A 24,850-nucleotide genomic window follows, 5' to 3' on the forward strand; every position below is an offset into this window, starting at 1 on the left:
GGCTTCCCGCGTTCAGGAGATATCGATCGCCAGCAGGCGAGATGCCAACCGCGCATTCTTGGCGATCGCCGCGAGCGCGACGTTGACGTCTGCCAGCGTTTTCTCATCGAACTCGTTGAACATTGTCGAGTTCAGAGCCAGTTTTCTCTTGGTGAGCTTCGCAATTTCAGTTCGTGCCTTGGCGGTAAGAGACATCAAGACATAACGTGCGTCGTCCGCACGCGGCGTTCGCGACAGTAAGCCGTCCTTCTCGAGGCTCTTCGTCTGATTGGTGACGAAGGCCGGATGAATGCGCAGCTTGCCCGCAATATCGATTCCAGCCACGCCTTGCCCGTCATCCAGTTCGTCGATGGCCATCAAGATCAGCCATTGCGGTTCCGTGATGCCGAGGAGCTCGGCCCAGCTCTTATGGATTTCCTCCAGTTGAGAGTGGATCTCGACCACGTTCCAAATGAAGTCTTTGATTGCTCGGTCGAGATTTTTCTCGATCATTTTTGAGATCCGGCGAGGTTGCAGGCACCAGAGGCCTTTTAGCTACTCTACGGTTATCTCTAACGATTTTGTTCTCAGATATTCGTTATCCACGGACCCATTGTGCTGAACTCGAGCCACGACTCGACGCAAGCATCGGCGCAAATAGAGGCTTGCAAAGATCAATTAATTAAAATAATCATTGCTGGTGTTTACGAGCAGCTCAAACTCTTTCAACGAAGGGTTCTGAAGCGCCACTCGCTAAACCTCCAAGGAAACCCTCGGGATGCCCCCCGAGGGTTTTTTGTTGTTATTTCAATCAGAATTGGCCCGAAACCCCGGGGTTTTTGCGGTGTTGCGCGCATACAACAGCTCGCCGCGAACGATCGATTGAATAAAACAATCAATTGAGATGATTGTTTTGTTAAATTATATCCAATTTAGCGACGGAGGGGGGCACCTCGAAGTCGTTTCCGCAGCCGGAACCTGGGTGCGGACTTGGGGAATTGAGGGGCAGGAGGCCGCGTCTTCGATCGCGTCCGAGCCGCCCAACACCAACTTGGAGGTAAGCAAATGAAATTGACGAAGAGCCTTATGCTTGGCTCGGCGGCGGCTCTGATCGCCGTTGGCGGAGCACAGGCAGCCGATCTTCCCGTGAAGGCCAAGGCGGTCGAATACGTGAAGATCTGCTCCCTGTACGGAGCCGGTTTCTACTACATGCCGGGCACTGATACCTGCATCAAGTTCGGTGGTTACGTTCGTGCCGACACGTCGGTTGGCGCTGGCGACTACAACATCCAGCAGAGCAGCTCGTCCGGTAACCAGGGTTCGAACAACCGTCTGACCAACTACTGGTTCAGCCGCGCTCGTATGGACTTCACGGTCGATACCCGCACGGCGACCGAGTATGGCGTGGTTCGCACCTACGCTGACATGATCTTCACCTGGGATACGACCGCGGTCACCGGCAGCAACCCGTCGGCGTTCTCGACCGGCTCCGCCGGGCTCGGTCTCTACCATGCGTTCATCCAGTTCGCCGGCTTCACCTTCGGCCGTACGGTCTCGATCTTCGATACTCCGTGGCAGAGCTATCCGGCTGGCGGTCCCGACACCATTCCGGGCGGCTCGAACAACGTCACCGGCGTGAACCAGGTTGCTTACACGGCTGATTTCGGCCAGGGCATCACCGGTTCGGTGGCCTTGCAGGATCTGACGACGGCGGCTGGTGGTCAGTCGAACCTCTGGAACGTCAACGGCTTCACCGCGGCCACGGCTGCTTCGGCTGCCTTCGTGCAGGGCAACTACGGCGTCGCGGACTGGGGTGGTACCCGCGTTCCCGATATCGTCGGTGCGATCCGCGTCGATCAGGCCTGGGGTCTGGCCCAGATCTCGGTTGCCGCGCATGACATCCATCCCGCCTACTACGGCACCACCGAACTCAGCGGTCATCCGGCTGACAAGTGGGGCTGGGCTGTCCAGGGTGCGTTGTCGATCAAGAACATCCCGACTGGTCCGGGCGACACGATCAACCTGCAGGCCGTCTACACGGATGGTGCGACCCGTTACAACTTCCAGAGCCTGTTCCCGCAGAGCTTCTTCATGTTCAGCGGCAGTGGCACCGGCGCGTATCAGAGCACCGCTTTCGCGGGCCTTGCTGACGGCGTCTTCGGCACCGGCACTGGTATCGATACCGTCAAGACCTGGGGCTTCCGCGGTGGCTACACCCACAACTGGAACCCGAACTGGGCGAGCGCCATCTACGGTGGCTATGCTCAGCTGAAGTACGGCGACACGGGCAAGGCTCTGATCTGCACGAACTTCGCGGCGATCGCCGTGGCCGGTTCGACCTGTAACCCGGACTTCAACTTCGCGGTTATCGGTGTCAACACCGTGTGGACCCCGGTCAAGAACCTGGCGTTCACGGCTGACGTGAACTGGACCCGTCTCGACCAGAAGTACTCGGGCTCCATCAACAGCCCGGGCATCACGACCGCCGCCAAGCCGGCAGGCGTGTATGAGCTGAAGGACCAGAACTCGGTCAGCATGCTCCTCCGCGCTCAGCGCAACTTCTAAGTTCGTTCAAACGGACGGACAAGCACCCGGCAGGAAACTGCCGGGTGCTTTTTTTGCGACCGGTGCTTACGCTCACGGCCGGGCTCGGCGTCGCGTGCGACGGCCCCATCCGAGAAACAGTCGCTACAGGCGAACGACTTCGCCGCTGTGAACGCTGGCGTCGGCCGCGAAGACGATGCTCAGCGAGTTGATCGCGGCCTCGTGGTGTTCGGACAGATCGATCTCGCCGCGAATCGCTTTCAGAAACAGCCGCTGTTCGCGCTCGCAGAGTTCCTGATGACCGGGCTCGTCTTCCGTGGAGAGGAGCTCATCGGGCTTTTCGAAGTTGCGTTCCGGGTTCAGGGCCGCGTGATGGATGCGAATCGCGTTGGTGCGCGTGTGCGTGTCATGATCCGCGGAACGCGCATTCGCATCGGCGCTTTCCTTGGCAACGATCGACACGCTGCCGTTCGGCCCCACGATGTCCTTCACGAAATGAGCGGTCTCGCTCATCATCGGCCCCCAGCCGACCTCGTACCAACCGACCGATCCGTCTTCGAACATGATGTGAAGATGGCCATAATTGTACGTGCTGGGCGAAATCTCGTCCGTAAGCCGCGCCCCGACCGCATGCACCGCTATCGGCCGCGAGCGCGTCACCTGGCACATGATGTCGACGTAGTGCACGCCGCAATCGACGATGGGCGAGGTCGACAGCATGAGCTTCTTGTGAACCTCCCAGAAAGAGCCGGCCGATTGCTGGTTGAGATTCATGCGCATCACGAGCGGCTTCCCGAGCGTGCGGCCGATCTCGACGAAGCGCGACCATGAGGGGTGGACGCGCAGGATATAGCCGATCAGCAGTGCCCTTCCGCTTGCTTGCGCGGCTTCGACCACGCTCCTGGCGGCCTCCAGCGAGTCGGCCAGCGGCTTTTCGCAGAATACATGCGCACCTGCCGCGAAGGCCTGAAGAGCCATGGCGGCGTGATGTTCGGTGTAGGTGCAAATCGCGACGGCGTCCGGACGCAGCGCCGCGAGTGCCTCGTCGTATCGCTCGAATCGCGGCAGGCCCGGAAATTCGGTTTCGAGGTCATGTCGATCGGCTGCGCGAGAGGTGCAGAAGCCCGCGAGTTCAAACTTTTCGATTGCTGTGTAGGCGCGGGCATGGCTCGTTCCCATGGTGCCAAGGCCAACCACGAGAACGCGGACGCGCCGCTCGGTTGAAATCGATAAAGAGGGCATCGCACACCTCCTTCAACGCCCCGCGGATTCCTGCATCAGGAGAGGCCAGCGGTCGGGCGGCCCTCGATCCAGGTTTCGCGCACGTGCAAATCGTCATCGAGATGCACGAGGCTCGCCAGATTGCCGGGCGCGATGCGGCCGAGCTCGGTCTCGCGCCGCAAAAAGGTTGCCGGAACGCGCGAGGCCATCGCGAGAGCGTCGCCGAGCTCGAGCCTTAGGACGTTGACGGCATAGCGCACCGCCTGGTCCATGGTCAGCACCGAGCCGGCGAGCGTGTCATCATCGAGCCGCAAGCAACCGTCAACGCATGTCACGCGGCGGCCCAGCAGATCGAATTGATCGGGACCACCGGCCGCCGGCGGCATCGCGTCGGTAATCAGCATGAAACGATCGTGCCGTTTGGCGGCAAGCGCGATTCGCAGGTTCGCCTCATGCACGTGATGGCCGTCGGCGATGATGCCGACGAACGGCTCGTCGAGATCGAGCGCTGCGCCGACCATGCCCGCTTCGCGCACGGCCGGCGCACTCATCGCATTGAACAGATGGGTGAATGCTCGCGCGCCGGCTTCGACCGCGGCGTGTGCCTCTTTGTAGGTCGCCTCGGAGTGGCCGAGCGAGACGAGCACGCCATGCCGGGAAAGTTCGGCGACGCTCTCCACCCCAACCCGATTGGGCGCGAGCGTCAGCATGACCGAGCCGCAATTCGCACCGACGATTGCCGCGATGTCGTCAGCCTCAAGGTTGCGGATGTATCTCAGCTCATGCGCGCCCTTGCGGCGTGGATCCAGGAAAGGTCCTTCCAGATGGATTCCAAGCGAAGCTGGCGTCAGACGCCGCGCCTCGTGCGCGGCGGCAATGGCGGTGGCCGTCACTTGCGGCGCGTCGGTTATCAGCGTCGGCAGCAGCCCGACGGTGCCGTGCTTGCGATGCGCGGCGGCGATACGGGCGATGCCTTCGGGCGTCGGATCCTCGTTGAACAGGACGCCGCCCCCGCCATTGACCTGCACATCGATATAGCCGGGCGCCAGCAGGCCGCCGTCGAGATCGCGTAAGGCGCCGCCGGGTCTCTCGGCGTAAGGGACGATTGCAGTGATACGCTCGCCTTCGACGACAACAGCATGGTCGTCGAGAAAGCGTTCGCCATCGAAAATCCGCGCGCCGGACAGAACGATCATCACACAGTCTCCGTCACCTTGCGCAGGTTGCGCGGGTGGTCAGGATCGCGCCCGAGCCGGAGCGCAAGCGCCTCGGCAAGGCGGTAGAAGCGATGGATCATGACGATCGGCTCCAGCAGTGTCGCCTCGACCCTTGCCGTTGTGAGACGATCGGCCCTGTCGGTGCCGCCCGCTTCGATTGCAATCACCGTCGCGCCCGCATTGGCCAGCGCCGTGAGCGTCGGCAACATGCCTTCGCGCGCCGCGTCGGATGGCAGGAAGGCGATGATGGGAAAGCCCGAGGCCACAAGTTCGGCCGGGCCGTGCAGTACCTCCGCCGCGGAGTAGGCTTCGGCGTGAATCGCGCAGGTTTCCTTGAGCTTCAGCGCCGCCTCCGCTGCGATGGCAAGCGTCGCGCCGCGGCCGAGCACGAAGGCGCTCCGGGCATTTGCGAGCCTCTCCAGCATCTCCGGGGGCGGCGGCTCCGCTTGCCCGCGCAGGACGTCCGGCAGGCCGGCGAGGGCGTCTGCGAGCTGTCGATCCTCGCGCCAGGCCGCGACGAGGCTAGCGCCCGCGGCGAGACCTGCAACCATCGATTTGGTCGCGGCGACAGAACGCTCCGTGCTGGCGCACAAGGGCAGCAGCACTTCGGCCTCTTGCGCGAGCGGCGAGGCGACGTCGTTGACCAGCGCGACGGCCAGCGCACCGCCGCGTCGCGCGGCGCGCTGCATTTCGACGATGTCCGGGCTGCGCCCCGATTGGGAGATTGCGACGGAAACGCCGCCTTCGAGCCGCATCGGGGTACGATAGAGCGTCGCGATGGAGGGCCCGATGGAGGCACAAGGCACCCCCGAAACGATCTCGACGAGGTATTTCAGATAGAGCGCGCAGCAATCCGACGAGCCGCGGGCAATGGTCGCGACGAGCGGCGGATCGAGGGCGCGCAGACGTGCCCCAAGTTCAGCGAACCGCTCCGCATTCTGGCTAAGCTGGCGCGCAACCGCATCGCCTGCCTCGCCGATCTCCTGGAGCATGTGAGTCGTCATCGGTGCGCCTTTCGGGTCGGTGGCGACAGCGTGAGTTCGGAGACGAAATCATAGGCGTCGGCGCGGTACCACGATTTCGTGAACTCGACACAGGATCCGTCGGCCAAGTAAGCGATACGCTGGATATAGAGCGCAGGGCTGTCCGGTGCGACGCCGAGCAGTTCCGCATCTGCATGATCGACGAGGGTTGCACGCAAGCGCTGCAGGCCGCGGGTGGGCCTGAAGCCTTTGGCAGAGAGCGCCTCGTAGAGCGAGCCGCCGACCGAATCCTGTTCAGGAAGAAAACGTATTGGTACGGCAGCACGCTCGATCGCCATCGGCGAACCGTCGGCCAAGCGCAGTCGGCCGAGCCGGAAGACGCGTTCGTTCGGCCTTACGCCAAGCATCATGGCCTCTTCCGGCGTCGGCAGGAACACGCCGCGCTCGATCTCGCGCGAACTCGCCTCCAGTCCGCGCAGCCGCATGTCTTCCGTGAAGCTCGTCAGGCGCGACGAGGGTTGTTCGACGCGCGGCGTTGCGCGATGGATGAAGGTGCCGGCGCCATGGCGGTGAAACAGCACTCCTTCGGCGATCAGATCCGCAATCGCCTTGCGCAGCGTGGTGCGCGACACATCGAGCAGCTCGCACAATACGCGCTCGGCCGGAAGCAATTGCGTTTCCGCGAAGCGCCCGGTCTCGATCTCGCGCCGAAGCGCGTCGACCACGGCACGATAAAGCTTCTGGCCCGGCGCGGTTTCGACCGTCATGGACATGCCGCGTCCTCCGCGAGCGTTCCGCCGGCAAGCAGGATTGCGCCATCGACCGCATCGCGCCGCGGCGGGGCGAGGCGCTTGGCCACATCGGGCGGCAAGAAGGGACGCAAGGGCTCGCCGAACCCGCCTGCGAGCGCAATGCGTTCGGCGCCGAGTGCCCTCAATGCGTTCGCAAGCGCCGCTATCGCGTCCGCTGCTTCGCCGACGATTTCGCGCGCGCGCATATCTCCGGACCTGGCAACATCGAGGATCTGGGGTGCGAAGGCGCCGTAGTCTCTGGGTCTCGCGTCCGCTGCCCAGCGGCTCATCCGCAACGGATCGTCATCGAAATGGCGCCCGAGCGCTTGCGCCAGGCCGCTCATCGGCTCGAGGCCATCGATCGCACGCAGCGTCGCACGCAACGCCGACTCGCCGAGGCGCGCGGCAGATCCGTCGTCGCCGAGCCAGAACCCGCGTCCGCCGATAATCGTCGTCCGAGCTCCCACGCGGGCGATGCCCGCGGAGCCCGTGCCCGCGATGATCAGGCCGCCGTCGCCGAGGCCATTGGCACCGACGCAGGCGGCGACAGCATCATTGACAGCGACGATGCGCGCAAAGCCGGGCAGAGCGGCGGCGACGCGCTCTGCTTCCTTGTCGTCCGAAAGCCCGGCAAGGCTGAGGCCGACAGCGATCTCCTGTCTTGGCGCGCCGTCGGCGATCGCTGACTCGATCGTTTCCCGGACGACCCGCATGGCCTCGTCGAAATCGAGATAAATGTTCGAAGCCGGCCCGAGACCGCGTCCGAGCTCGCGGCCCGATGAGTCCCGCAATCTCGCACGGCAGCGGGTCGCGCCGCCGTCCACACCGAGGAAGAACTGGGCCGTCGCCAAGGAGCCTCCTAAAAAATTTCTTAACGCCTCTAGACAAGTGGTATGTCACGTGGCTAAAACAAATACAAGAGGTATCTACCATTGGTATTCACGATGTCGGTACTGCCGAGCTCGGAGACGGACGCAGAGAGGTGGCGCGACATCGGAGGTGTCGTGATGGCGGATGAGGCGATGTTCGCGGAGGCGATGCTCGCATCGTACCGTCGGGCAATTGCTTCGGTCGCGGCTGTCTCCGCCGACATCCGCGCCGCCGCGCTGCGCCTCGCCGCGATCTGGCGCTCAGGCGGACGTCTGGTCTATGCGGGGGCAGGCTCCTCCGGTCTTGCCGCGGCCGAAGATGCCGCTGAGCTTCCTGGCACGTTCGGCCTTGAGCAAAGCCGCATCGCAATTGTCCTGCCCGGAGGGACCGCCGAGCCATTCCGCATCGATGGGGCTGCGGAGGACGATGCGGCGGCCGGCGAGCGCGCCATGGCCGCGCTCGGTGACCTCTCTCGTGATGCCGTGATTGTCGTATCCGCAAGTGGCTCGACGCCGTTCACCGTCGCGGCCGCCGCAGAGGCGCGCCGCCGCGGCGCTTTCGTGATCGGTATCGCGCATCGCCCAGGTTCGCCCTTGCTCGTGGGCGCCGACGCGTCGATCCTGCTCGAGAGCGGGGAGGAGGCGCTGCGCGGCTCGACACGACTCGCGGCCGGAGCTGCGCAAAAGGCAGCGCTCGGCATGCTCTCATCCTTGATGGGATTCGAGCTTGGTCACATCCATCAGGGCCTGATGGTCAATCTGAAGGCCGACAATGTGAAATTGCGCGAACGCGCGCGCGGGATCGTCGCGACAATCGCTGATGTCAGCGATGCCAAAGCGGAAGCGGCGCTGCGCGAGGCTGGCGGCGAGGTCAAGCCGGCCGTCCTGATTGCCTGCGGTGTCGTCAGCATGAGCGAAGCCGTTACGTGGCTCACGGCTGCAGAAGGCCGGATAGACGACGCGTTGCGCCGCGCAAGCGTCAACGAGATCAAGGGCGAAGGCCCGAACAAGGGAGCGTAGCATGAGACGGACATTCAAGGCTGCAATGGGAGCTGAGGTTGCCGCGTTGGCGTTGCTTGCGGGGCTTGCGTCGGCCCAGGCAGGCTCGCTGAAGATCGAGAGCTGGCGCAATGACGACGCCGACATCTGGAACTCGAAGATCATTCCCGCCTTCAACAAGCATTATCCCGACATCAAGATCGAATTCTCGCCCTCGGCGCCCAAGGAATACAACGCCGCCCTCAACGCGCGGCTCGATGGCGGCACCGCTGGCGATCTCATCACGTGCCGACCGTTCGACGCCTCGCTGGCGCTCTATCAGAAGCATCAGCTCGATCCGGTCGACGGCCTCAAGGGCATGGACAATTTCTCTGATGTCGCGAAGGCCGCATGGCAAACCGACGACGGCAAAACCACCTTCTGTGTTCCGATCGCCTCCGTCATCGCAGGGTTCATCTACAACAAGGAAGCGTTCGCCAAGGTCGGCGCGTCCGAGCCGAAGACGCTCGATGAATTCCACGCCGTGCTTGAGAAATTCAAGAAGGACGGCACCTACGTCCCGCTGGTGATGGGCACGGCTGACCAGTGGGAGGCCGCGACCATGGGATTCCAGAACATCGGCCCCGACTATTGGAAAGGCGAGACCGGCCGCGCCAATCTGATTGCAGGCAAGGAGAAGTTCACCGACCCGCAATATGTCGCGGCCTTCAAGGAGATCGCCGGCTGGGCGCCATATCTCGGATCAGGCTTCCAGGCGCAGACCTACGCTGACAGCCAGAACCTGTTCTCGCTCGGCAAGGGCGCGATCTATGCGGCTGGCTCGTGGGACATTTCGACGTTCCGCGGCCAGGCGAAATTCGCCATGGGCGCATTCCCGCCGCCACAACCGGCCGGCATGACGGATTGCTACATCTCCGATCATACCGATATCGCGATGGGCGTGAACGCGGCCTCGAAGAACAAGGAAGACGCGAAGAAGTTCCTGGAATGGCTGGCGACGCCGGAATTCGCAACGATCTACGCCAACGCACTTCCCGGCTTCTTCCCCCTCGCCAAGACTCCGGTGAAGGTCGACGACGACGTCGCCGCGACGATGGTTGGATGGCGGCAGACCTGCAAGTCGACGATCCGCAACTCGTATCAGATCCTGTCGCGTGGCACGCCAAATCTGGAAAACGAGCTCTGGAACGTGTCGGCGCAGGTCGTCAACGGCAAGCTGACGCCTGATGCCGCCGGCAAGCAACTGCAGGACGGCCTCGACAAGTGGTACAAGCCTGCCAAGTGATGCCGATCCCTCTCCCTGCTTTCGCGGGGAGAGGTACTTTCCTTGTTTCATTCGATAGTTGCTGCACACTCCGCTAACGAGGCGCGAGCCTCAAGGCGCGGAGAGGGACGATAACGCACGGTAGGTTTGATCTCTTTCCGTCATGCCCGAATCGGTCTCGAACATCACCGCCCAGATGCCTCGCGCAAAGCTCGCGGGCCTGCTGCTGTTCTTTCTCGGACCGGCGGTCGCCATCTACACCTTGTTCTCGATCTATCCGCTCGTCGCGACGATGGCGCTCTCTACATACACAAGCGATCCGACCGGGGCCCGATATTTCGTCGGCCTTGCCAACTTCGAAACGCTGCTCGGTGATGCGCTGTGGTCGAAGCCGTTCTGGAATGCCTTCGGCAACAATCTGATATTCTTCGCCGTGCACATGTGCGTGCAGAACCCGATCGGTATCGCGCTCGCAGGATTGCTGAGCCTGCCGGGCCTGAGGCTCAGGGGCTTTTATCGCACCGTCATGTTTCTGCCGACGATGCTTTCGGTTGTCATCGTCGGCTTCTCCTGGAACCTGATCCTATCCCCGCTCTGGGGCGTCGCTTCCGGCGCTTTGAAGGCCGTGGGGTTGGGCTCACTGTTCGCTCCCTGGCTTGGTCTTGAATCGAGCGCGCTCGTGACCCTGTCCCTCATTTCCGTCTGGCAATTTGTCGGCATCCCGATGATGTTGATCTATGCCGCGCTGCTCAACATCCCCGAAGAACTGATCGACGCGGCGCGCGTCGACGGGCTCGGACATTTCCGCATATTCTTCCACATCAAGCTTCCGCTCGTCCTGCCGACGATCAGCCTGGTCTCGGTCCTGACCTTTGTTGCCAACTTCAACGCCTTCGATCTGATCTATTCGGTCAAGGGCGCGCTTGCAGGGCCGAATTTCGCGACCGACATTCTCGGCACGTTCTTCTACCGCACCTTCTTCGGCAATCAGCTTCAGCTCGGAAATCCGACGATGGGCTCCGCGGTCGCGACCGTGATGTTCTTCATCATCCTCGTCGGCCTCTGCCTTTATCTCTTCCTCGTGCAGCGGCGCATCCGCCGCTACGCGTTCTGAGGAGGGCGGTATGACGACGGAGCAGCGTGCAAGGAGCTTCGGTGTTCATCTCGTCCTGATCGCCTACAGCCTGCTGGCGGTCGGTCCGATCCTGCTCGTGGTGATGAATTCGTTCAAGGTACGCAGCGCCATCTTCGGCAGCCCGCTCGCGCCACCGGATGCCACAACCTTCAGCCTCATCGGCTATGAGAAGGTTTTCCGCTCCTCGCATATCCTGACCTATTATTCGAATTCACTGATCGTGACTCTCGTCAGCATGGCACTCGTGCTGCTGTTTGGCGCGATGGCGGCCTGGGCGCTGACCGAATACCGTTTTCGCGGTTCGACGGCGCTCGCACTTTTCTTGTCGATCGGCATCATGGTGCCGATCCGCCTTGGCTCCGTTGCGATCCTCAACATGATGCGCTCTGCGGGCCTCAACGACACGCTGACGGCCCTGGTGCTCGTCTATGTCGCGCAAGGCTTGCCTATGTCGATCTTCATATTGAGCGAGTTCATCCAGCAGATTCCCAAGGACTTGCGCGACGCCGCGCGCTGCGACGGTGTGCCGGAAACCCGCATTTTCTTCGAGGTGGTCGCGCCGCTGCTGCGGCCGGCGATCGCGACCGTCGCTGTATTCACCATCGTGCCGATCTGGAACGACCTGTGGTTTCCGCTGATCCTGACGTCGAGCGACTCGACGCATACGGTCACGCTCGGCGTGCAGCAGTTTCTTGGCCAGTACATCACCGACTGGAATTCCGTGCTTGCCGCGCTGTCGATGGCGATCCTGCCGGTCGTCATAATCTACGTGATCCTCTCGCGCCAACTCATCGCAGGCCTCACCTCCGGCGCAGTCAAATAGGTTGTCAGAATGGCCAATCTGCACATAGAGCACCTCAACAAGCGTTATGGCGCGACGACGGTGCTCAACGACGTCAACCTGAGCATCGAGGACGGCGAATTCGTCGTTCTCGTCGGGCCGTCAGGATGCGGCAAGTCGACGCTTCTGCGGATGATTGCCGGGCTCGACGGCGCGTCGGGCGGCGACATCCATATCGCCGGCAAGCTCGTCAACACGCTCGCACCCGCGGAGCGTGGCATCGCGATGGTATTCCAGTCCTACGCTCTCTATCCGCACATGAATGTGCGCAAGAACATGACGTTCGGGTTGAAATTCACCGGGGTGCAGCCGACTGAGCGCGAGCGGCGCGTCACGGAGGCGGCCCGTATGCTGCGGCTCGAGGAACTGCTCGAGCGCTATCCACGCGATCTCTCCGGCGGGCAGCGTCAGCGTGTCGCCATCGGCCGTGCGATCGTGCGGGAGCCTGCCGTTTTCCTGTTTGACGAGCCGCTTTCCAATCTCGATGCGGCCTTGCGTGTCTCGACACGCGTCGAGATCGCGAATCTGCATCGCATGCTCAAGTCGACGATCGTCTATGTCACGCACGACCAGGTCGAGGCGATGACGCTCGCCGACCGCATTGTCGTGATGAACAAAGGCTGCATCGAGCAGGTCGGCAGGCCGCTCGATCTCTACTATACGCCAGCCAATCTGTTCGTCGCCGGCTTCATCGGCTCGCCTGCGATGAATTTCTTCGAGGCGAAGGTCGCTAGCGTCGAGGGCGGATGCGCACGCGTCGCGGGGCAGGGCTTTCGCAGCTTCGATCTGCCGGCGACCTCATTGAAGGTCGGCGATGGGCTGACGGTCGGCGTCCGTCCGGAGCATCTTGCCCGGGGAGAAGACGGTTCCTTCGCCGTGGAAGGCGTCGTCGAGTTGGTCGAACGTCTCGGTGAATCCTCCTTCGCCTATCTGCGCCGTGCCGACGACAGGCTGTTCGTTGCCGAGGTGCGCGGCCGGCAGACGCCGACGCCGGGCGAGCGGACCACGCTGATTGCTGCGGCTCCCGACGTGCACGTGTTCGATGCCGAGGGCCTGCGGGTCTCGACGCCGGGTGCTTGCTCATGACGAGCCTCGTGCGCTATCTCACCCATCCCCAGGTGAACATTGATCCGGCGATCCCGGTCCCATCCTGGGGGCTGAGTGAAGTCGGGAGGGCCCGCACTGCTACAGTCGCGGGTACTCGGCAGCTCTCACGCACCACGCAGATCATCTCCAGTGGCGAGCGAAAGGCGATCGAGACGGCTGAGATCATCGCCGCCAAGCTAAACATCGAGGTAGAACTGCGGGAGGCGATGCATGAGAATGACCGATCTGCAACGGGCTTCTTGATGCCTGACGAGTTTCAGGCGGTCGCCGATCAGTTCTTTGCGCACCCCCAAATCAGCGTTCGAGGCTGGGAGCGGGCGGTCGACGCCCAGCTGCGCATCGTCCGTGAGGTCGAGCACGTCCTGGCTCGGAATAAACCGGGTGACGTGCTTTTCGTCGGCCACGGTGGCGTCGGCACTCTGCTGTATTGCCATTATTCGGGCGTCGCGATTGATCGAGCACATGACCAGCCCGGCGGCGGCGGTTATTATTTTGCGTTCAGCAGAGACGACCGCCGCGTGCAACATTCTTGGCGCCGTCTCGAAGACCTCTGAGAGGCTGAATACGCGCGCGCTCGAGCGATGAAAATGTTCTCAGGGGACATCCTTCCACGCTCCGGCGCGACTTGATGCGTGAATGGTCTCGACGAGCGTTTGAATGCGCAGGCCAGCGCGGAAGTTGAATGGCTCCGATCGACGTCCAGCGATTGCGTAAAGATAATTCGCGACCTCGATCGCCTTCAGGTCGTTGAAACCAAGCTGGTGGCCTGGCGCAACGCAGAACAGGCCATATGGCGGATGCTCCGGACCTGCCTCGATCCGGCGGAATCCTTGACGGCCACCGCGGTCGTCGGTCGAGAAGAAATGCAACTCGCTGAATCGTTCCTGGCTGAAGGCGAGGGCGCCTCTGCTTCCATAAACCTCGAAGTCGTGTTGCATCTTTCGCCCCGTCGCAATCCAATTCGCCTCGATCGAGCCGGAGGTGCCGTTCGCGAAGCGAAGGAAAGCCCGGCCAACGTCGTCGACCTCGACACGCCTCCGGCCGTCCTTGCCGTCCGGCCGTTCCTTGATCATCGTGACGCAATCGCCCATGACGCGAATGATCGGTCCGGCGGTTGGAGCCAACAGGAATTCGGCAGTGGCCAGTGCGTGGCTGCCAATGTCCGCCAGCGCGCCGCCGCCCACCGGCTCATGCCGGAAGGTGAACGGCCCGTTTGTGTCGGCCATGTAGTCTTCGGCGTGCACGCCGCGGTAGCCACGTATCTCGCCGAGTTCTCCCGCCGCGATCATGTCGCGCGCGAGGCCGAGCATGGGATTGCAAAGATAGTTGAAGCCGACCTGCGTCTTGACTCCGGCCGCTTCGGCGGCCTCGGCCATTTCGCGGGCGTCTGTCGCAAGCGGCGCTAGCGGCTTTTCGCAATACACATGTTTGCCCGCGGCAACTGCAGCCAATGCCATTTCCTTGTGGAGCGCGTTGGGCGTGGTGATGTTCACGACGTCGATAGCCGGGTCCGCCACGAGCGAGCGCCAGTCCGAGGTCGAGCGCGCGAAACCCAGGGCCGAGGCCGCTTTCGCGGCCACCTCGTCGCTGATATCCGCGACCGCATGCAGTTCCAGCTCGAAGGGGAGGTCGAAGACACGCGCGGCGATGGAGTAACCGAAAGCGTGGGTCTTACCCATGAATCCGCTACCGATGAGGCCGATGCGAAGCTTCGGTTTGGGCATGTCGGAATTCCCTGTTCGCGAAAGAGAACGGTGTTGAGGCGACCTTCGAAAAAATCGAGCACGTTCTGAAGGGGGAAGACATCGTCCGCAATAATTGTTGCGAAAAAATGTTATTGTCAATATTCAATGCAAGAGGTTATGGTCCTCACAAACCGGCGAGGGAGGCGACAACATGACCGGCGCCACAATCCGACTCACCATGGCCCAGGCCCTGGTGCGATGGCTGACTCAACAGTTCACCGAAATCGACGGAGTTCGCGCGCCCCTGTTCGCCGGCGTCTTCGGCATTTTTGGTCATGGGAACGTGACATGCCTGTCCGAAGCCCTGGAGGCGGTGCAGGATCGGCTGCCGACCTGGCGCGGACAGAACGAGCAGTCGATGGCGCTGGCGGCCGTCGGTTTCGCCAAGGCCAAGCTTCGGCGGCAAATCATGGTCGCGACGTCGTCTATTGGCCCCGGCGCTCTGAACATGGTGACGGCGGCGGGAACGGCTCACGCAAACCGCCTGCCCGTACTTCTCATCGCTGGCGATACCTTCACCAATCGCCTACCGGATCCGGTTCTCCAGCAGGTCGAGCACTTTGGCGACCCGACCGTCACCGTGAACGACGCCTTCAAGGCGGTCACGCGCTATTGGGATCGGATCACTCATCCCGCGCAGATCATCTCTTCGCTCCCGCAGGCCGTGGCCGCCATGCTCGATCCGGCTGACTGCGGTCCGGCCTTTCTGGCGCTGCCACAGGACACCCAGGAGGTGGCCTTCGACTATCCCGAGGTCTTCTTCGAGCCTCGAACCTGGGCAATTCCGCGTCCGCGTCCCGACCGACAGAGGCTCGCTGACGCAGCCGCGCTCCTCAAGACAGCGAGGAAGCCGATCCTCATCTCCGGCGGCGGCGTGCGCTACTCGCTGGCGGGAAACGTCGTCGCGGATTTTGCGGTGAAGCGTGGAATTCCTGTTGTGGAGACGATCGCCGGCAAGGGCGCGGTGACCCACTATCACCCCGCCCATGCGGGGCCGATCGGGATCATTGGCTCGACCTCAGCGAATGCGCTCGCAGCCGAAGCTGATGTTATCCTTGCGGTCGGCACGCGCCTTCAGGATTTCACGACGGGATCATGGACTGCCTTCAGCCAGGACGCGCGTTTCATCTCGATCAACACGGCGAGGTTCGATGCGGTGAAGCATCGTGCGCTGGCGGTGGTGGGCGACGCGCGCGAGGGGATTGAAGAACTCGATGCGGCACTCGACGCGTGGCGCGTCGACCCCGGCCACATGGCGCGCGCTCAGGCGCTTTTCAGGGAATGGGACGCGCTGCTCGAGTCATTGCAGGCTCCCGGCAACGCACCGGTGCCGACCTATGCGCAGATAGTCCAAGCGGTGAATGCGTCGGCCGGCGACAAAGATACTTTGATTTCAGCCGCCGGCGGACTGCCCGGCGAAGTGGCAAAGGGCTGGCGCGTCAAGGCGCCGAACACCTTCGACCTTGAGTTCGGCTTCTCTTGCATGGGCTACGAGATCGCAGCGGGTTGGGGCCATGCGATGGCCAATTCCGGGCCCGGCGGACTCGGCGGCACGCCGATCGTGATGGTCGGCGACGGTACCTATCTGATGATGAACTCGGACATCTATTCGACGGTTCTGAGCGGTCACAAGATGATCGTTGTCGTCTGTGACAATGGCGGCTTCGCGGTCATCAACCGGTTGCAACAATTCAAGGGCGTGCCAGGTTTCAACAACTTGTTGACCGACTGTCGAATTCAGAATCGCGACAATCCTGCTCACGTCGATTTTGCCAAGCACGCGGAGTCCATGGGGGCGGCTGCACGGCATTGCGAGAGCATCGCCGACCTTGTTGCCGCACTCGAATGGGCCAAAGGCAACGACCGCACCACTGTGCTGTCGATCGCCTCGGACGCGTATTCCTGGGTTCCTGGCGACGCGGACTGGGACGTGGGTGTGCCCCAAGTATCTTCGCGCGAGACGGTTCGAGGCGCGCGCAAGCAGCAAGAAGAGATCCGCGCGAAGCAGCGCATCGGGGTGTGAGGAGGCCATGAAAGCGAAACTTGGAATTGCTCCCATTGCCTGGTGGAATGACGATCTCGCCGAACTGTCCGATGACGTGAGTCTCGAAGAGTGTTTGCGTCAGGCGAGCGTCGCCGGTTTTACGGGAATGGAGACCGGACGGCGCTTCCCCATGAACATGAAGGAGCTCGGGCCGATCCTCGCACGGTTCGGCATCTCCGTGTGTGGCGGCTGGTTCTCCGGCCTTCTGCTCGATGGTGACATCGAGCGGGAAAAGGACCGCATTCGCGCCCAGATGGAGTTTTTCATTGCGGCCAAGGCGCCCTGCATCGTCTACGGCGAGACTGCGCGTTCGATCCAGGGCGTTCGCTCCGCGCCGCTCGATACCAAACCCAGGCTTTCGGGCGAGGAGATCAGGGCGTATGGGCGCAAGATGACTGACTTCGCCGAGTGGTGCGCCGGGCAGGGAATGCCGATTGCCTACCATCACCACATGGCAGCGGCGATCGAGACCGAAGCTGAACTCGACCTGCTCATGGCGAACTCGAGCGAGGCGCTACCGCTGCTGTTCGATGCCGGCCACATGGCTTTTGCCGGCGGCAATGTCTTGCGTGTCATCGATAAGCATCATTCGCGCATCAGCCATGTGCATACCAAAGACGTCCGCAGCGGCGTCATCGACAAGCTCGACCGGAAGCAAGAGAGCTTCCTCGATGCGGTGGTGAAGGGGGCGTTCACCGTTCCAGGCGACGGCTCGCTCGACTTCGCCGCGATCATCGGCCGCCTGGCGTCTTATGGCTATGAGGGGTGGTTCGTCGTCGAGGCGGAGCAGGATCCGAAGATCAGTCCCCCGCTCGAGATGGCCACGAAGGGCCACGCCGAATTGACGCGTTTGATGGCGTCTGCCGGATACGAAGTCGTGCAATGAACCGTACGATCTGATGTCGTCGCACAAGAAGCGCTCAGGTCTCGACCTGCCCCGGGGGCATCCTTGCGCGACGTCGGGAGGAGAGCTGAAATGAGTATCGGGGTTGGAGTCATCGGGACGGGTGTAATGGGCGCCGAGCATGCTCGGATACTCCGACACGAAACCCCCGGTGCTCATCTTGCCGGGATTTTTGACCCCGACCCGACTCGGGCGCAGGCAGTGGCCGTTGGAGCGGCTGTCTTTTCGGATGCTCGATCGCTAATCGCATCGGATCAGATCGACGCGGTTCTGATTGCATCGCCCGATGTCACACATGCCGCGCTGACGCTCGCCTGCATTGAGGCAGGAAAGCCTGTTCTCTGCGAAAAGCCTTTGGCGTCTTCGGCGGCCGGTGCCCTCGACGTGGTGCGGGCCGAAGTTGCCTTGGGCCGCAGGCTCATCCAGGTCGGATACATGCGCCGATTTGACCCGGGCTACCGGGAGATCAAGCGCGTCAAAGACGCAGGTGAAATAGGCGGACCCGTGTTGTTGCACAACGTGCACCGAAACGTTCGCGCGCCCGAGTGGTTCGACGGTTCGATGGCCATCACGAATTCGTTCGTCCACGAGATCGACATCAGCCGTTGGCTTTTGGGATCGGAGATGGTCTCCGTGCACGTGGAGGCGGGGCCCGGGGGCGAACCTCTCATGATCACGATGAAAACCGACAAGAACGAGATTGTTTCGACCGAGGTGTTCGTGAACGCCAGTTACGGCTATCATGTCCATGCCGAACTGGTCGGCCGGCAGGGCACGATATCGCTGGCTCCGGCATCGCTTACGTTGTTGAACAGAGACAGAGCCGGTGGTCTTTCGTATCCGGACAATTGGGTGCCGAGGTTCGAAGAGGCGTATCGTAGACAGATGGCTGACTGGGTCAGCGCTGTGAAGTTTGGAGGGGCGGTCGGAGCGAGCGCATGGGACGGCTATGTCGCCTCGGCCATCGCTGAGCAAGTCGCGCAGGCGCTTGCCGGAAATGGCGTCGCAACCCTGAGATATGAGCCACGTCCTTCGTTGTATGACTGACAGAGCGGACGAGGCTGGAGAAAAATCGACGGCGTCTCACGCGATCCGATGCGAGTCCCGGGGAGGAAACGATGATCAAGTATGCAGTTGTCGGCGCAGGCTGGATTTCTCAACAAGCCTTCCTGCCGGGAGTGGGACAGTCCACAAACTCGAAGGTTACCGCGATTGTGACGGGCGATCCGGACAAGGCTGCGCGGTTGGCGGAGTTCCATAGTATCGGCCAGATCGTTGGCTATGATGGATACGATGCGCTTTTGAGAAGCGATGACATCGATGCGGTGTACATTGCTTTGCCCAACCACCTGCATGCGGACTTTGCAATTCGCGCGGCTCGTGCCGGCAAGCACGTCCTGGTCGAGAAGCCTCTGTCCACAAGCGAACAAGATGCCGTTGCCATGATTGCCGCTGCGCGCGAAGCCGGCGTGTTTCTGATGACCGCCTACAGGCTTCACAACGAACCCGGAACCGTCGCGGTCCTTGAACACATCCGCAACGACGCGATTGGCCGGCCGCTCTTCTTTCAATCGGTTTTCAGTTTGCAGGCGGCGGCAGGGAACCACAGACTGAAAGCTGCGAGTTGGGGTGGACCGCTCCAGGACCTCGGCGTTTACTGCGTCAATGCGGCTCGCCATATTTTTGCTGAAGAGCCGATTGAGGCCATGGCTATGGCGCACCGGCCGGATGATGACCCGCGTTTTGGCGAGGTGGAAGCGTCGGTTGCAGCTCTGTTGCGCTTTCCTTCCGGCGGTTTGGCGCAATTCGTCGCCAGCTTCGGGGCGGCCGCCGTCGACACTTATCGGGTTGTCGGAACGTTGGGCGATCTCGAACTCGATCCCGGCTTCAGGTTCGAGACTGCAACACGACTACGCCTGCGCCGCGACGGCGTGGTCCGTGAAACGCAGTTTCCGCAAATCGACCATTTTGGCGCGCAGGTGGAGTATTTTTCGGATTGCATCAAGGCCGGAACGCCGCCCGAGGCTGACGGCGAGGAGGGGTTGGCGGACATGCGCGCGCTGCTCGCCATTGAGACGGCCGGTTTGACCGGACAACCGCAGGTCATCACGTCCCGCCCTCGTGCCCATCATCCAACGCCAGACATGGTGCGAGTGACCCCTGTAACCGAACGACGACTGGTTTTCTGAGAGCGTGAAGAGACGAATCGTTTTATTGACCGGTAACCGTTGGAATCCTCGGATTGACGTCGTTCTTCTGTAGCCGCGCTGCCAGTGCCACCGTCAAGGCCTGGGCAAGGCACATCGGAGCGGCGAGCGAACGCGAGAACGTATACTCATGCTCCGGAACCGCGAACAGAACGCGGGCGCTCTTGGCCAGCGGAGACAGCGTGCTGTCCGATATCGCAACGATGGGAATGCGATTGCGTCCGGCTTCCTCGACGACGTTGACGACTTCGTTTGCGTAGAATCGGAACGAGACCGCCACGAGCACGTCCTTCTTACGGATCGTTCGCGCGATGTGGGTCGCGAGTCCGCCACCCGCATCGAGCAATACGCAGCGTTTGCCCAGCATGGTCAATATGTAGCGAAGGAATTCAACCACGGGGGCTGCACGCAGTTGCCCGATCAGAAAGATCGAGTCGGCTCTCTCAAGCAGGCTCACCGCTTCCGAGAGAGCTTTTGGGGAAATATCCGCAAGCATGTCCTGAAGGGAGGCGATGTCACGGACGACCAGGTCGCGCAGGAAACCAACTTCACTGCGATCGGTGCGGGCGCCCAACTCGATTTCCAGGGCTTTAATGCGCGCCTCGAACCCCGGGGCGGCGGTTGACAGGCGCCGTTGGAACAGCGCTTGAAGATCTTTGAATCCCTCGTAGCCAAGCGACTGGGCGAAGCGCACGAAGCTCGAAGCATGGATGCCGCATCGATCTGCGATAGCGTTGACCGACAGGACCGCGACATCATTCGGGTTCTGGGTCAGATAAACGGCTATCTTTTGGTAGGACTTGCTCATGTCATCGTGGCGATCGTGGATGACACGGATCAATTCCTCATAGTCTTCCGGTGTCTTCACGTCCTGCATTTAAGGTGCTCTCATCATTGGTTTCATCGTGCAAGGATGCTGACGACATCGCTCTCATTCGGAAGGCCGTCCGCTCCAAAGCCGGCATGCGCTTCGCGCTGAATCATCGATCGCTCGGTGAACAGTTATTGACATTTTTGCATATTCGCAATTACTCTTGCAAGAAAATCGAGCGGGCGTGGATGGGAGGAGACGGTGGCGATCAAATTCGCATTGCTCGGCTGTGGGCGCATTGGCGTCTTGCACGCCCGGAATCTTGCGAAGGCGGACGGGGCGCGCCTCGAGACCGTATTCGATCTCAACACAGCCGCCGCCGAAGCGGTCGCCAGATCGCATGGCTGCGGGATATCGACAAGTGCCGAAGACGCCATCGGCAAGGCCGACGCAGTTCTTATTGCGACATCGACCGCCACCCATGCCGATCTGATCGAGCTGGCGGCAAAAGCCGGCAAGGCGATTTTGTGTGAGAAGCCGATCGATCTCAGTCTTGACCGTGTGCGAGCATGCCGTAAGGCGATTGAGGGTTGCAACGTGCCAATCCAGATTGGCTTCAATCGCCGCTTCGATCCCGGGCACCGAGCTGCGCGCGACGCCTGCACTGCTGGCAAGATCGGAAAGCTTGAGCAGGTCGTCATCACGTCGCGTGATCCCGGGTTGCCACCGCGCGGTTACACTGCGGTTTCGGGTGGTATTTTCCGTGACATGACGATCCACGATTTTGACGTGGCTCGCTTCATGTTGAATGACGAGCCAACCGAGGTCTTCGCGACTGGAAGCGCGCTTGTTGACCCCACCATTGGATCTGAGTTCGGCGACTTCGACTCCATCATGGTGATCATGCGTACTGCCGATGGAAAGCTGTGCCATATCAATAACTCTCGCCGCGCAAGCTTCGGCTACGATCAGCGGATCGAGCTGTTTGGCAGCGAGGGGATGGTCATCTCGGACAACAAGAAGGCGCATGAGCTGAGGTGTTACGGCGCCACCACGACTGATGCAGCCGAGCCGTATCTCAACTTCTTTATCGAGCGCTACGCCGAGGCCTACGAAGCCGAGATCGCCGCATTCATTGCTGCCGTTCGCGATGGTCGGCCCACTCAGGCGAATTTCGACGACGGTTACCGCGCGCTCATGCTCGCGGAGGCTGCCGTCGAATCTGCAAGGACCGGCAAGAAGGTCGAGGTCCGCGCTGGCGTATGACGTTGAATGGGGAGATGCTTGTGGCCATCGAGGAGCGGTAGGGTCAGGCTGCGCAAGCTACGCCCCGGAGCCAGAGAGAGACTGAGCGCGCCCGCACCGATTGTTGGAGAGCTTGCATGACGTCGATGCTTGGAAAGATCGCGATTGTCACGGGCGGCACCCAGGGGCTCGGCGCGGCCATCGCCAGACTTTTCGCCGAGCGCGGTGCCAAGGGCATCGTCACGTGCGGTCGTGATGAGACGAAGGGCCGCGCGAAGGCCGACGCGATCGCCGCGGCCACGGGCGCAGCGGTGGTCTTTGTGCGCGCTGACCTGACAAAAGTCGAGGATTGCGCCAGGGTCGTGGCTGAGGCGGACAGGGCGTTCGGGCGCGTGGACGCCCTGGTGAACGCCGCGGGCGATACAAGCCGCGGCACCATCATCGATACGAGCCCTGAATTGTTCGACAAGATCTTCGCCGTCAACACGCGCGCTCCCTTTTTTCTGATGCAAGACGCGATCAAGCTCATGCGTCGCGACAAGGTGCAGGGCACGATCGTCAACGTCTCTTCAATGTCGGCGATGGGCGGCCAATCCTTCATTGCCGCCTATTGCGCATCGAAAGGCGCACTCGACACGCTAACGCGAAATACGGCCCATGCGCTGCTGCGCAACCGCATCCGCGTGAATGGTCTCAATATCGGCTGGATGGCCTCGGAAGGCGAATTCAACACACAGCAGGTCTATCATGGTCGCTCTGCCGGCTGGCTCGAGGAGGTCGCGGGGCGGCAGCCCTTCGGCCGATTGCTGGATCCCATCGAGGTTGCGCGCGCCGTCGCGTTTCTGTCCTGCGATGAGTCCGGAATGATGACGGGAGCTACGATCAACTTCGATCAAAGCATCTGGGGCGCCTACGATACTTCGCCACACCCGGAAGCGCCGCTCTGAGCAATATGAATGCCCTTGCAAAGGGACGTTCATCTCATGAAATAGACGTTGCGAGATTGTCGCCTGTGCAATATTAATTGCGTATGTCGGGAAGGTGAAGCGGCCGCATAGAGCTGCCACCGCACGATGGAGGGAACGCGTGGCTTTGCTTGATGTGCGTAGCATCTCGAAGAGCTTTGGTGCCATTCGGGCACTGCACGACGTCAGCTTTTCGGTCGATGCAGGGGAGGTGGTCGGCCTGATGGGCGACAACGGCGCCGGCAAATCGACCATGGTGAAACTGATTGCCGGAAACTTTCCGCCGACCGAAGGCGCCATCGTCGTTGATGGCAAGGCCTGCCATTTCCATAGACCGATCGAGGCCCGCGCCGAGGGCATCGAAGTCGTCTATCAGGAGCTCGCACTGGCCGACAATCTCACGGCCACGGAGAACGTCTTCCTCGGGCGCGAAATCAAGAAGGGATTCTGGCCGCTCCGCATTCTCGACAAACAGTCGATGATCAGGCGCGCCGGTGAGCTCTTTGACGAGCTCAAATCGGAAACGCGGCCCCGGGATCTCGTGAAGAAGATGTCAGGGGGGCAGCGGCAGGCTGTTGCGATAGCCCGGGCGCGGCTCTCCAATGCCAAGCTCGTCCTGATGGATGAGCCGACCGCGGCCATTTCCGTACGTCAGGTCGCTGAGGTGCTCGAACTCATCCGTCGGCTGAAATCTCGCGGAGTGTCGGTGATGCTGATCAGCCACCGCATGCCCGATGTGTTTACCGTCTGCGATCGTATCATTGTGCTCCGACGTGGCTCAAAAGTGGCCGACAAGGAAACCGCGACGACGTCGCCGGAGCAGATCACCGGCCTGATTACGGGGGCGATCCGTGAAGCCTAGTTCTGCCAAAGTGATCGAAGAGACACACGCCGCAATCAGCGATATCGTCAACATCCGCGAGCAGGGCGCCCTTCATCGCGTTATGACCAGCCAGGCATTCTGGGTGGCCGGCGCGCTCTTTGCGCTGGTGGTGTTCATGACCTGGCTGGAGCCGACTTTCGGCACGGCAGACAACGTGACGAACATTACGCGCAACTTCGCTCCGCTCGCGATCATGAGCCTCGGCATGACTGTGGTCATCATCACCGGGGGGATTGATCTGTCAGTCGGCTCGGTAATGGGGCTCGTCGCCATTGTCAGCGGACTGCTGCTGACCTGGCAGTATTCCTGGTACGTCGCGTTCGCTGCGGGGCTTTTGGCGGGACTGGCCTGCGGAGCCTTCAACGGCTTCTTCGTGGCCTATGTTGGCATGCCGTCCTTCGTCGTGACTCTCGGTATGCTGTCGATCGCGCGCTCGCTGGCCGTGGTGCTTTCCGGCAATCAGATGCTCTACAAGTTCGGCCCGGATGCGCCGATCGTCAGGGCGATCGGGCAGGCGAAGTGGCCGCTGCATGCGCCGGCTGGGTGGGCGCCACACTGGATGCCGGAATTCTCTTCGCACTTTTGGGTGATGGTGATCCTTGCGCTCATCCTCGGCGCCGTCTTCATCTTTACCGCGTGGGCGCGTCACCTCTATGCGATCGGCTCCAACGAGAATGCTGCGCGCCTGACCGGCGTGTCGGTCGACTGGATCAAATTCCAGGCGTACGTGTTTTCGTCGTTCACGGCCTCGATCGCCTCGCTGTTGCTCCTCGGCTACAGCGGCTCGGCGATCAACGCGATGGGGACCGGCTACGAGCTTCGCGTCATCGCCGGTACCGTGATTGGCGGTGCCAACCTGATGGGCGGCTACGGAACTGCTTTCGGTGCCGTGATAGGCTCGGCCTTCCTCGAGGTGATCCGCAACGCGCTTCTGATGGCCGGCATCGACTCGAACTGGCAGGGTGCCTTCGTTGGCATGTTCATCGTCATTGCCGTGCTTCTCGGCATGCAGACCAGCGGAACGTCGCTTGTTGCTACGATCCGCGAGTGGGTTGCCTGGAAGCGGGGTTAGGAATCCGACGACAACAGGTCGGAG

At 61.8% G+C, this 24,850-nt stretch carries 23 protein-coding genes; 15 read left to right on the plus strand and 8 right to left on the minus strand.

The window, feature by feature from the left end:
• Nucleotides 1–12: 12 nt before the first annotated feature.
• A complete protein-coding gene (locus ACV1FX_RS00795) occupies nt 13–492 on the minus strand; it encodes a MarR family winged helix-turn-helix transcriptional regulator (protein WP_473115628.1) in 480 nt (159 codons plus the stop codon).
• A 552-nt stretch (nt 493–1,044) separates the two neighbouring features.
• On the opposite strand from ACV1FX_RS00795, the gene ACV1FX_RS00800 reads away from it, so the two are divergent.
• Nucleotides 1,045–2,544 (plus strand): porin, encoded by a 1,500-nt coding sequence (locus ACV1FX_RS00800; RefSeq protein WP_473115629.1) that lies wholly within the window; start codon nt 1,045–1,047, stop codon nt 2,542–2,544.
• 123 nt (nt 2,545–2,667) lie between these two features.
• On the opposite strand, the gene ACV1FX_RS00805 is transcribed toward ACV1FX_RS00800, so the two are convergent.
• From ACV1FX_RS00805 to ACV1FX_RS00825, 5 genes are read right to left on the minus strand one after another with little or no spacing between them, the layout of a single operon-like run.
• Nucleotides 2,668–3,765, minus strand: coding sequence for a Gfo/Idh/MocA family protein (locus ACV1FX_RS00805; protein WP_473115630.1), 1,098 nt, complete (start codon nt 3,763–3,765; stop codon nt 2,668–2,670).
• Between the two features lie 35 nt (nt 3,766–3,800).
• A complete protein-coding gene (nagA, locus tag ACV1FX_RS00810; RefSeq protein ID WP_473115631.1) occupies nt 3,801–4,940 on the minus strand; it encodes an N-acetylglucosamine-6-phosphate deacetylase in 1,140 nt (379 codons plus the stop codon).
• The gene (locus ACV1FX_RS00815; RefSeq protein ID WP_473115632.1) at nt 4,940–5,965 is read right to left on the minus strand and encodes an SIS domain-containing protein; all 1,026 of its coding nucleotides are present in this window, start codon (nt 5,963–5,965) and stop codon (nt 4,940–4,942) included. Before ACV1FX_RS00815 ends, nagA begins: the two co-directional genes overlap by 1 nt.
• Complete coding sequence (locus ACV1FX_RS00820) at nt 5,962–6,717, minus strand: GntR family transcriptional regulator (RefSeq protein WP_473115633.1); 756 nt, start codon at nt 6,715–6,717, stop codon at nt 5,962–5,964. The genes ACV1FX_RS00815 and ACV1FX_RS00820 overlap by 4 nt, the downstream gene beginning before the upstream one ends.
• The gene (locus tag ACV1FX_RS00825; protein ID WP_473115634.1) at nt 6,708–7,586 is read right to left on the minus strand and encodes a glucosamine kinase nucleotide-binding domain-containing protein; all 879 of its coding nucleotides are present in this window, start codon (nt 7,584–7,586) and stop codon (nt 6,708–6,710) included. Before ACV1FX_RS00825 ends, ACV1FX_RS00820 begins: the two co-directional genes overlap by 10 nt.
• 93 nt (nt 7,587–7,679) lie before the next feature.
• On the opposite strand from ACV1FX_RS00825, the gene ACV1FX_RS00830 reads away from it, so the two are divergent.
• The 6 genes from ACV1FX_RS00830 to ACV1FX_RS00855 all read left to right on the plus strand — a co-directional run bounded on the left by ACV1FX_RS00830 (nt 7,680) and on the right by ACV1FX_RS00855 (nt 13,504).
• Nucleotides 7,680–8,624, plus strand: a complete 945-nt coding sequence (locus tag ACV1FX_RS00830) for an N-acetylmuramic acid 6-phosphate etherase (protein WP_473115635.1) — start codon at nt 7,680–7,682, stop codon at nt 8,622–8,624.
• Nucleotide 8,625: 1 nt separating this feature from the next.
• Complete coding sequence (locus ACV1FX_RS00835) at nt 8,626–9,888, plus strand: ABC transporter substrate-binding protein (RefSeq protein WP_473115636.1); 1,263 nt, start codon at nt 8,626–8,628, stop codon at nt 9,886–9,888.
• A 175-nt stretch (nt 9,889–10,063) separates the two neighbouring features.
• On the plus strand, nt 10,064–10,981 hold the full coding sequence (locus tag ACV1FX_RS00840) for a carbohydrate ABC transporter permease (RefSeq protein ID WP_473115963.1): 918 nt from the start codon (nt 10,064–10,066) through the stop codon (nt 10,979–10,981).
• A gap of 10 nt (nt 10,982–10,991) precedes the next feature.
• Entirely contained in the window at nt 10,992–11,825 is an 834-nt protein-coding gene (locus ACV1FX_RS00845) for a carbohydrate ABC transporter permease (RefSeq protein ID WP_473115637.1), read from the plus strand.
• A gap of 9 nt (nt 11,826–11,834) precedes the next feature.
• Entirely contained in the window at nt 11,835–12,929 is a 1,095-nt protein-coding gene (locus ACV1FX_RS00850; RefSeq protein ID WP_473115638.1) for an ABC transporter ATP-binding protein, read from the plus strand.
• The gene (locus ACV1FX_RS00855; protein ID WP_473115639.1) at nt 12,926–13,504 is read left to right on the plus strand and encodes a histidine phosphatase family protein; all 579 of its coding nucleotides are present in this window, start codon (nt 12,926–12,928) and stop codon (nt 13,502–13,504) included. Before ACV1FX_RS00850 ends, ACV1FX_RS00855 begins: the two co-directional genes overlap by 4 nt.
• A 39-nt stretch (nt 13,505–13,543) precedes the next feature.
• Here the strand turns inward: ACV1FX_RS00855 and ACV1FX_RS00860 are convergent, their stop codons facing one another.
• On the minus strand, nt 13,544–14,674 hold the full coding sequence (locus ACV1FX_RS00860; RefSeq protein WP_473115640.1) for a Gfo/Idh/MocA family protein: 1,131 nt from the start codon (nt 14,672–14,674) through the stop codon (nt 13,544–13,546).
• A 172-nt stretch (nt 14,675–14,846) separates the two neighbouring features.
• Here ACV1FX_RS00860 and iolD point away from each other — a divergent pair, with 172 nt between their 5' ends.
• From iolD to ACV1FX_RS00880, 4 genes are all read left to right on the plus strand, one after another.
• Nucleotides 14,847–16,718: a 3D-(3,5/4)-trihydroxycyclohexane-1,2-dione acylhydrolase (decyclizing) gene (gene iolD, locus ACV1FX_RS00865; RefSeq protein ID WP_473115641.1), complete on the plus strand. Its 1,872-nt coding sequence runs from the start codon at nt 14,847–14,849 to the stop codon at nt 16,716–16,718.
• A gap of 7 nt (nt 16,719–16,725) precedes the next feature.
• Nucleotides 16,726–17,625 (plus strand): myo-inosose-2 dehydratase, encoded by a 900-nt coding sequence (gene iolE, locus ACV1FX_RS00870; RefSeq protein ID WP_473115642.1) that lies wholly within the window; start codon nt 16,726–16,728, stop codon nt 17,623–17,625.
• Between the two features lie 90 nt (nt 17,626–17,715).
• Nucleotides 17,716–18,690 carry a Gfo/Idh/MocA family protein gene (locus tag ACV1FX_RS00875; protein ID WP_473115643.1) on the plus strand — a complete coding sequence of 325 codons (975 nt, stop codon included), beginning with the start codon at nt 17,716–17,718 and terminating at the stop codon, nt 18,688–18,690.
• Between the two features lie 71 nt (nt 18,691–18,761).
• Entirely contained in the window at nt 18,762–19,832 is a 1,071-nt protein-coding gene (locus tag ACV1FX_RS00880) for a Gfo/Idh/MocA family protein (RefSeq protein WP_473115644.1), read from the plus strand.
• Nucleotides 19,833–19,854: 22 nt separating this feature from the next.
• Here the strand turns inward: ACV1FX_RS00880 and ACV1FX_RS00885 are convergent, their stop codons facing one another.
• A complete protein-coding gene (locus tag ACV1FX_RS00885; protein WP_473115645.1) occupies nt 19,855–20,727 on the minus strand; it encodes a MurR/RpiR family transcriptional regulator in 873 nt (290 codons plus the stop codon).
• 195 nt (nt 20,728–20,922) lie between these two features.
• Between ACV1FX_RS00885 and iolG the strand changes: the two genes are divergently transcribed.
• From iolG to ACV1FX_RS00905, 4 genes are all read left to right on the plus strand, one after another.
• On the plus strand, nt 20,923–21,927 hold the full coding sequence (iolG, locus tag ACV1FX_RS00890) for an inositol 2-dehydrogenase (protein ID WP_473115646.1): 1,005 nt from the start codon (nt 20,923–20,925) through the stop codon (nt 21,925–21,927).
• 116 nt (nt 21,928–22,043) lie between these two features.
• Entirely contained in the window at nt 22,044–22,853 is an 810-nt protein-coding gene (locus ACV1FX_RS00895) for an SDR family oxidoreductase (RefSeq protein WP_473115647.1), read from the plus strand.
• A 139-nt stretch (nt 22,854–22,992) separates the two neighbouring features.
• A complete protein-coding gene (locus ACV1FX_RS00900; RefSeq protein WP_473115648.1) occupies nt 22,993–23,733 on the plus strand; it encodes an ATP-binding cassette domain-containing protein in 741 nt (246 codons plus the stop codon).
• Nucleotides 23,723–24,826 carry an ABC transporter permease gene (locus ACV1FX_RS00905; protein WP_473115649.1) on the plus strand — a complete coding sequence of 368 codons (1,104 nt, stop codon included), beginning with the start codon at nt 23,723–23,725 and terminating at the stop codon, nt 24,824–24,826. The genes ACV1FX_RS00900 and ACV1FX_RS00905 overlap by 11 nt, the downstream gene beginning before the upstream one ends.
• Nucleotides 24,827–24,850 lie beyond the last annotated feature (24 nt).

The sequence above is a fragment of the Bradyrhizobium ingae genome (assembly GCF_055791185.1).

Excerpts from the sequence above, each read along its gene's own strand:
- ACV1FX_RS00855 (WP_473115639.1), top strand. The coding sequence starts at position 12,926 with ATGACGAGCCTCGTGCGCTATCTCACCCATCCCCAGGTGAACATTGAT.
- ACV1FX_RS00805 (WP_473115630.1), bottom strand. The coding sequence starts at position 3,765 with ATGCCCTCTTTATCGATTTCAACCGAGCGGCGCGTCCGCGTTCTCGTG.
- nagA (WP_473115631.1), bottom strand. The coding sequence starts at position 4,940 with ATGATCGTTCTGTCCGGCGCGCGGATTTTCGATGGCGAACGCTTTCTC.
- ACV1FX_RS00875 (WP_473115643.1), top strand. The coding sequence starts at position 17,716 with ATGAGTATCGGGGTTGGAGTCATCGGGACGGGTGTAATGGGCGCCGAG.
- ACV1FX_RS00895 (WP_473115647.1), top strand. The coding sequence starts at position 22,044 with ATGACGTCGATGCTTGGAAAGATCGCGATTGTCACGGGCGGCACCCAG.
- ACV1FX_RS00840 (WP_473115963.1), top strand. The coding sequence starts at position 10,064 with ATGCCTCGCGCAAAGCTCGCGGGCCTGCTGCTGTTCTTTCTCGGACCG.
- ACV1FX_RS00885 (WP_473115645.1), bottom strand. The coding sequence starts at position 20,727 with ATGCAGGACGTGAAGACACCGGAAGACTATGAGGAATTGATCCGTGTC.
- ACV1FX_RS00835 (WP_473115636.1), top strand. The coding sequence starts at position 8,626 with ATGAGACGGACATTCAAGGCTGCAATGGGAGCTGAGGTTGCCGCGTTG.
- ACV1FX_RS00860 (WP_473115640.1), bottom strand. The coding sequence starts at position 14,674 with ATGCCCAAACCGAAGCTTCGCATCGGCCTCATCGGTAGCGGATTCATG.
- iolE (WP_473115642.1), top strand. The coding sequence starts at position 16,726 with ATGAAAGCGAAACTTGGAATTGCTCCCATTGCCTGGTGGAATGACGAT.
- ACV1FX_RS00820 (WP_473115633.1), bottom strand. The coding sequence starts at position 6,717 with ATGTCCATGACGGTCGAAACCGCGCCGGGCCAGAAGCTTTATCGTGCC.
- ACV1FX_RS00795 (WP_473115628.1), bottom strand. The coding sequence starts at position 492 with ATGATCGAGAAAAATCTCGACCGAGCAATCAAAGACTTCATTTGGAAC.
- ACV1FX_RS00800 (WP_473115629.1), top strand. The coding sequence starts at position 1,045 with ATGAAATTGACGAAGAGCCTTATGCTTGGCTCGGCGGCGGCTCTGATC.
- ACV1FX_RS00830 (WP_473115635.1), top strand. The coding sequence starts at position 7,680 with ATGTCGGTACTGCCGAGCTCGGAGACGGACGCAGAGAGGTGGCGCGAC.
- ACV1FX_RS00845 (WP_473115637.1), top strand. The coding sequence starts at position 10,992 with ATGACGACGGAGCAGCGTGCAAGGAGCTTCGGTGTTCATCTCGTCCTG.
- ACV1FX_RS00850 (WP_473115638.1), top strand. The coding sequence starts at position 11,835 with ATGGCCAATCTGCACATAGAGCACCTCAACAAGCGTTATGGCGCGACG.
- ACV1FX_RS00815 (WP_473115632.1), bottom strand. The coding sequence starts at position 5,965 with ATGACGACTCACATGCTCCAGGAGATCGGCGAGGCAGGCGATGCGGTT.
- ACV1FX_RS00880 (WP_473115644.1), top strand. The coding sequence starts at position 18,762 with ATGATCAAGTATGCAGTTGTCGGCGCAGGCTGGATTTCTCAACAAGCC.
- iolD (WP_473115641.1), top strand. The coding sequence starts at position 14,847 with ATGACCGGCGCCACAATCCGACTCACCATGGCCCAGGCCCTGGTGCGA.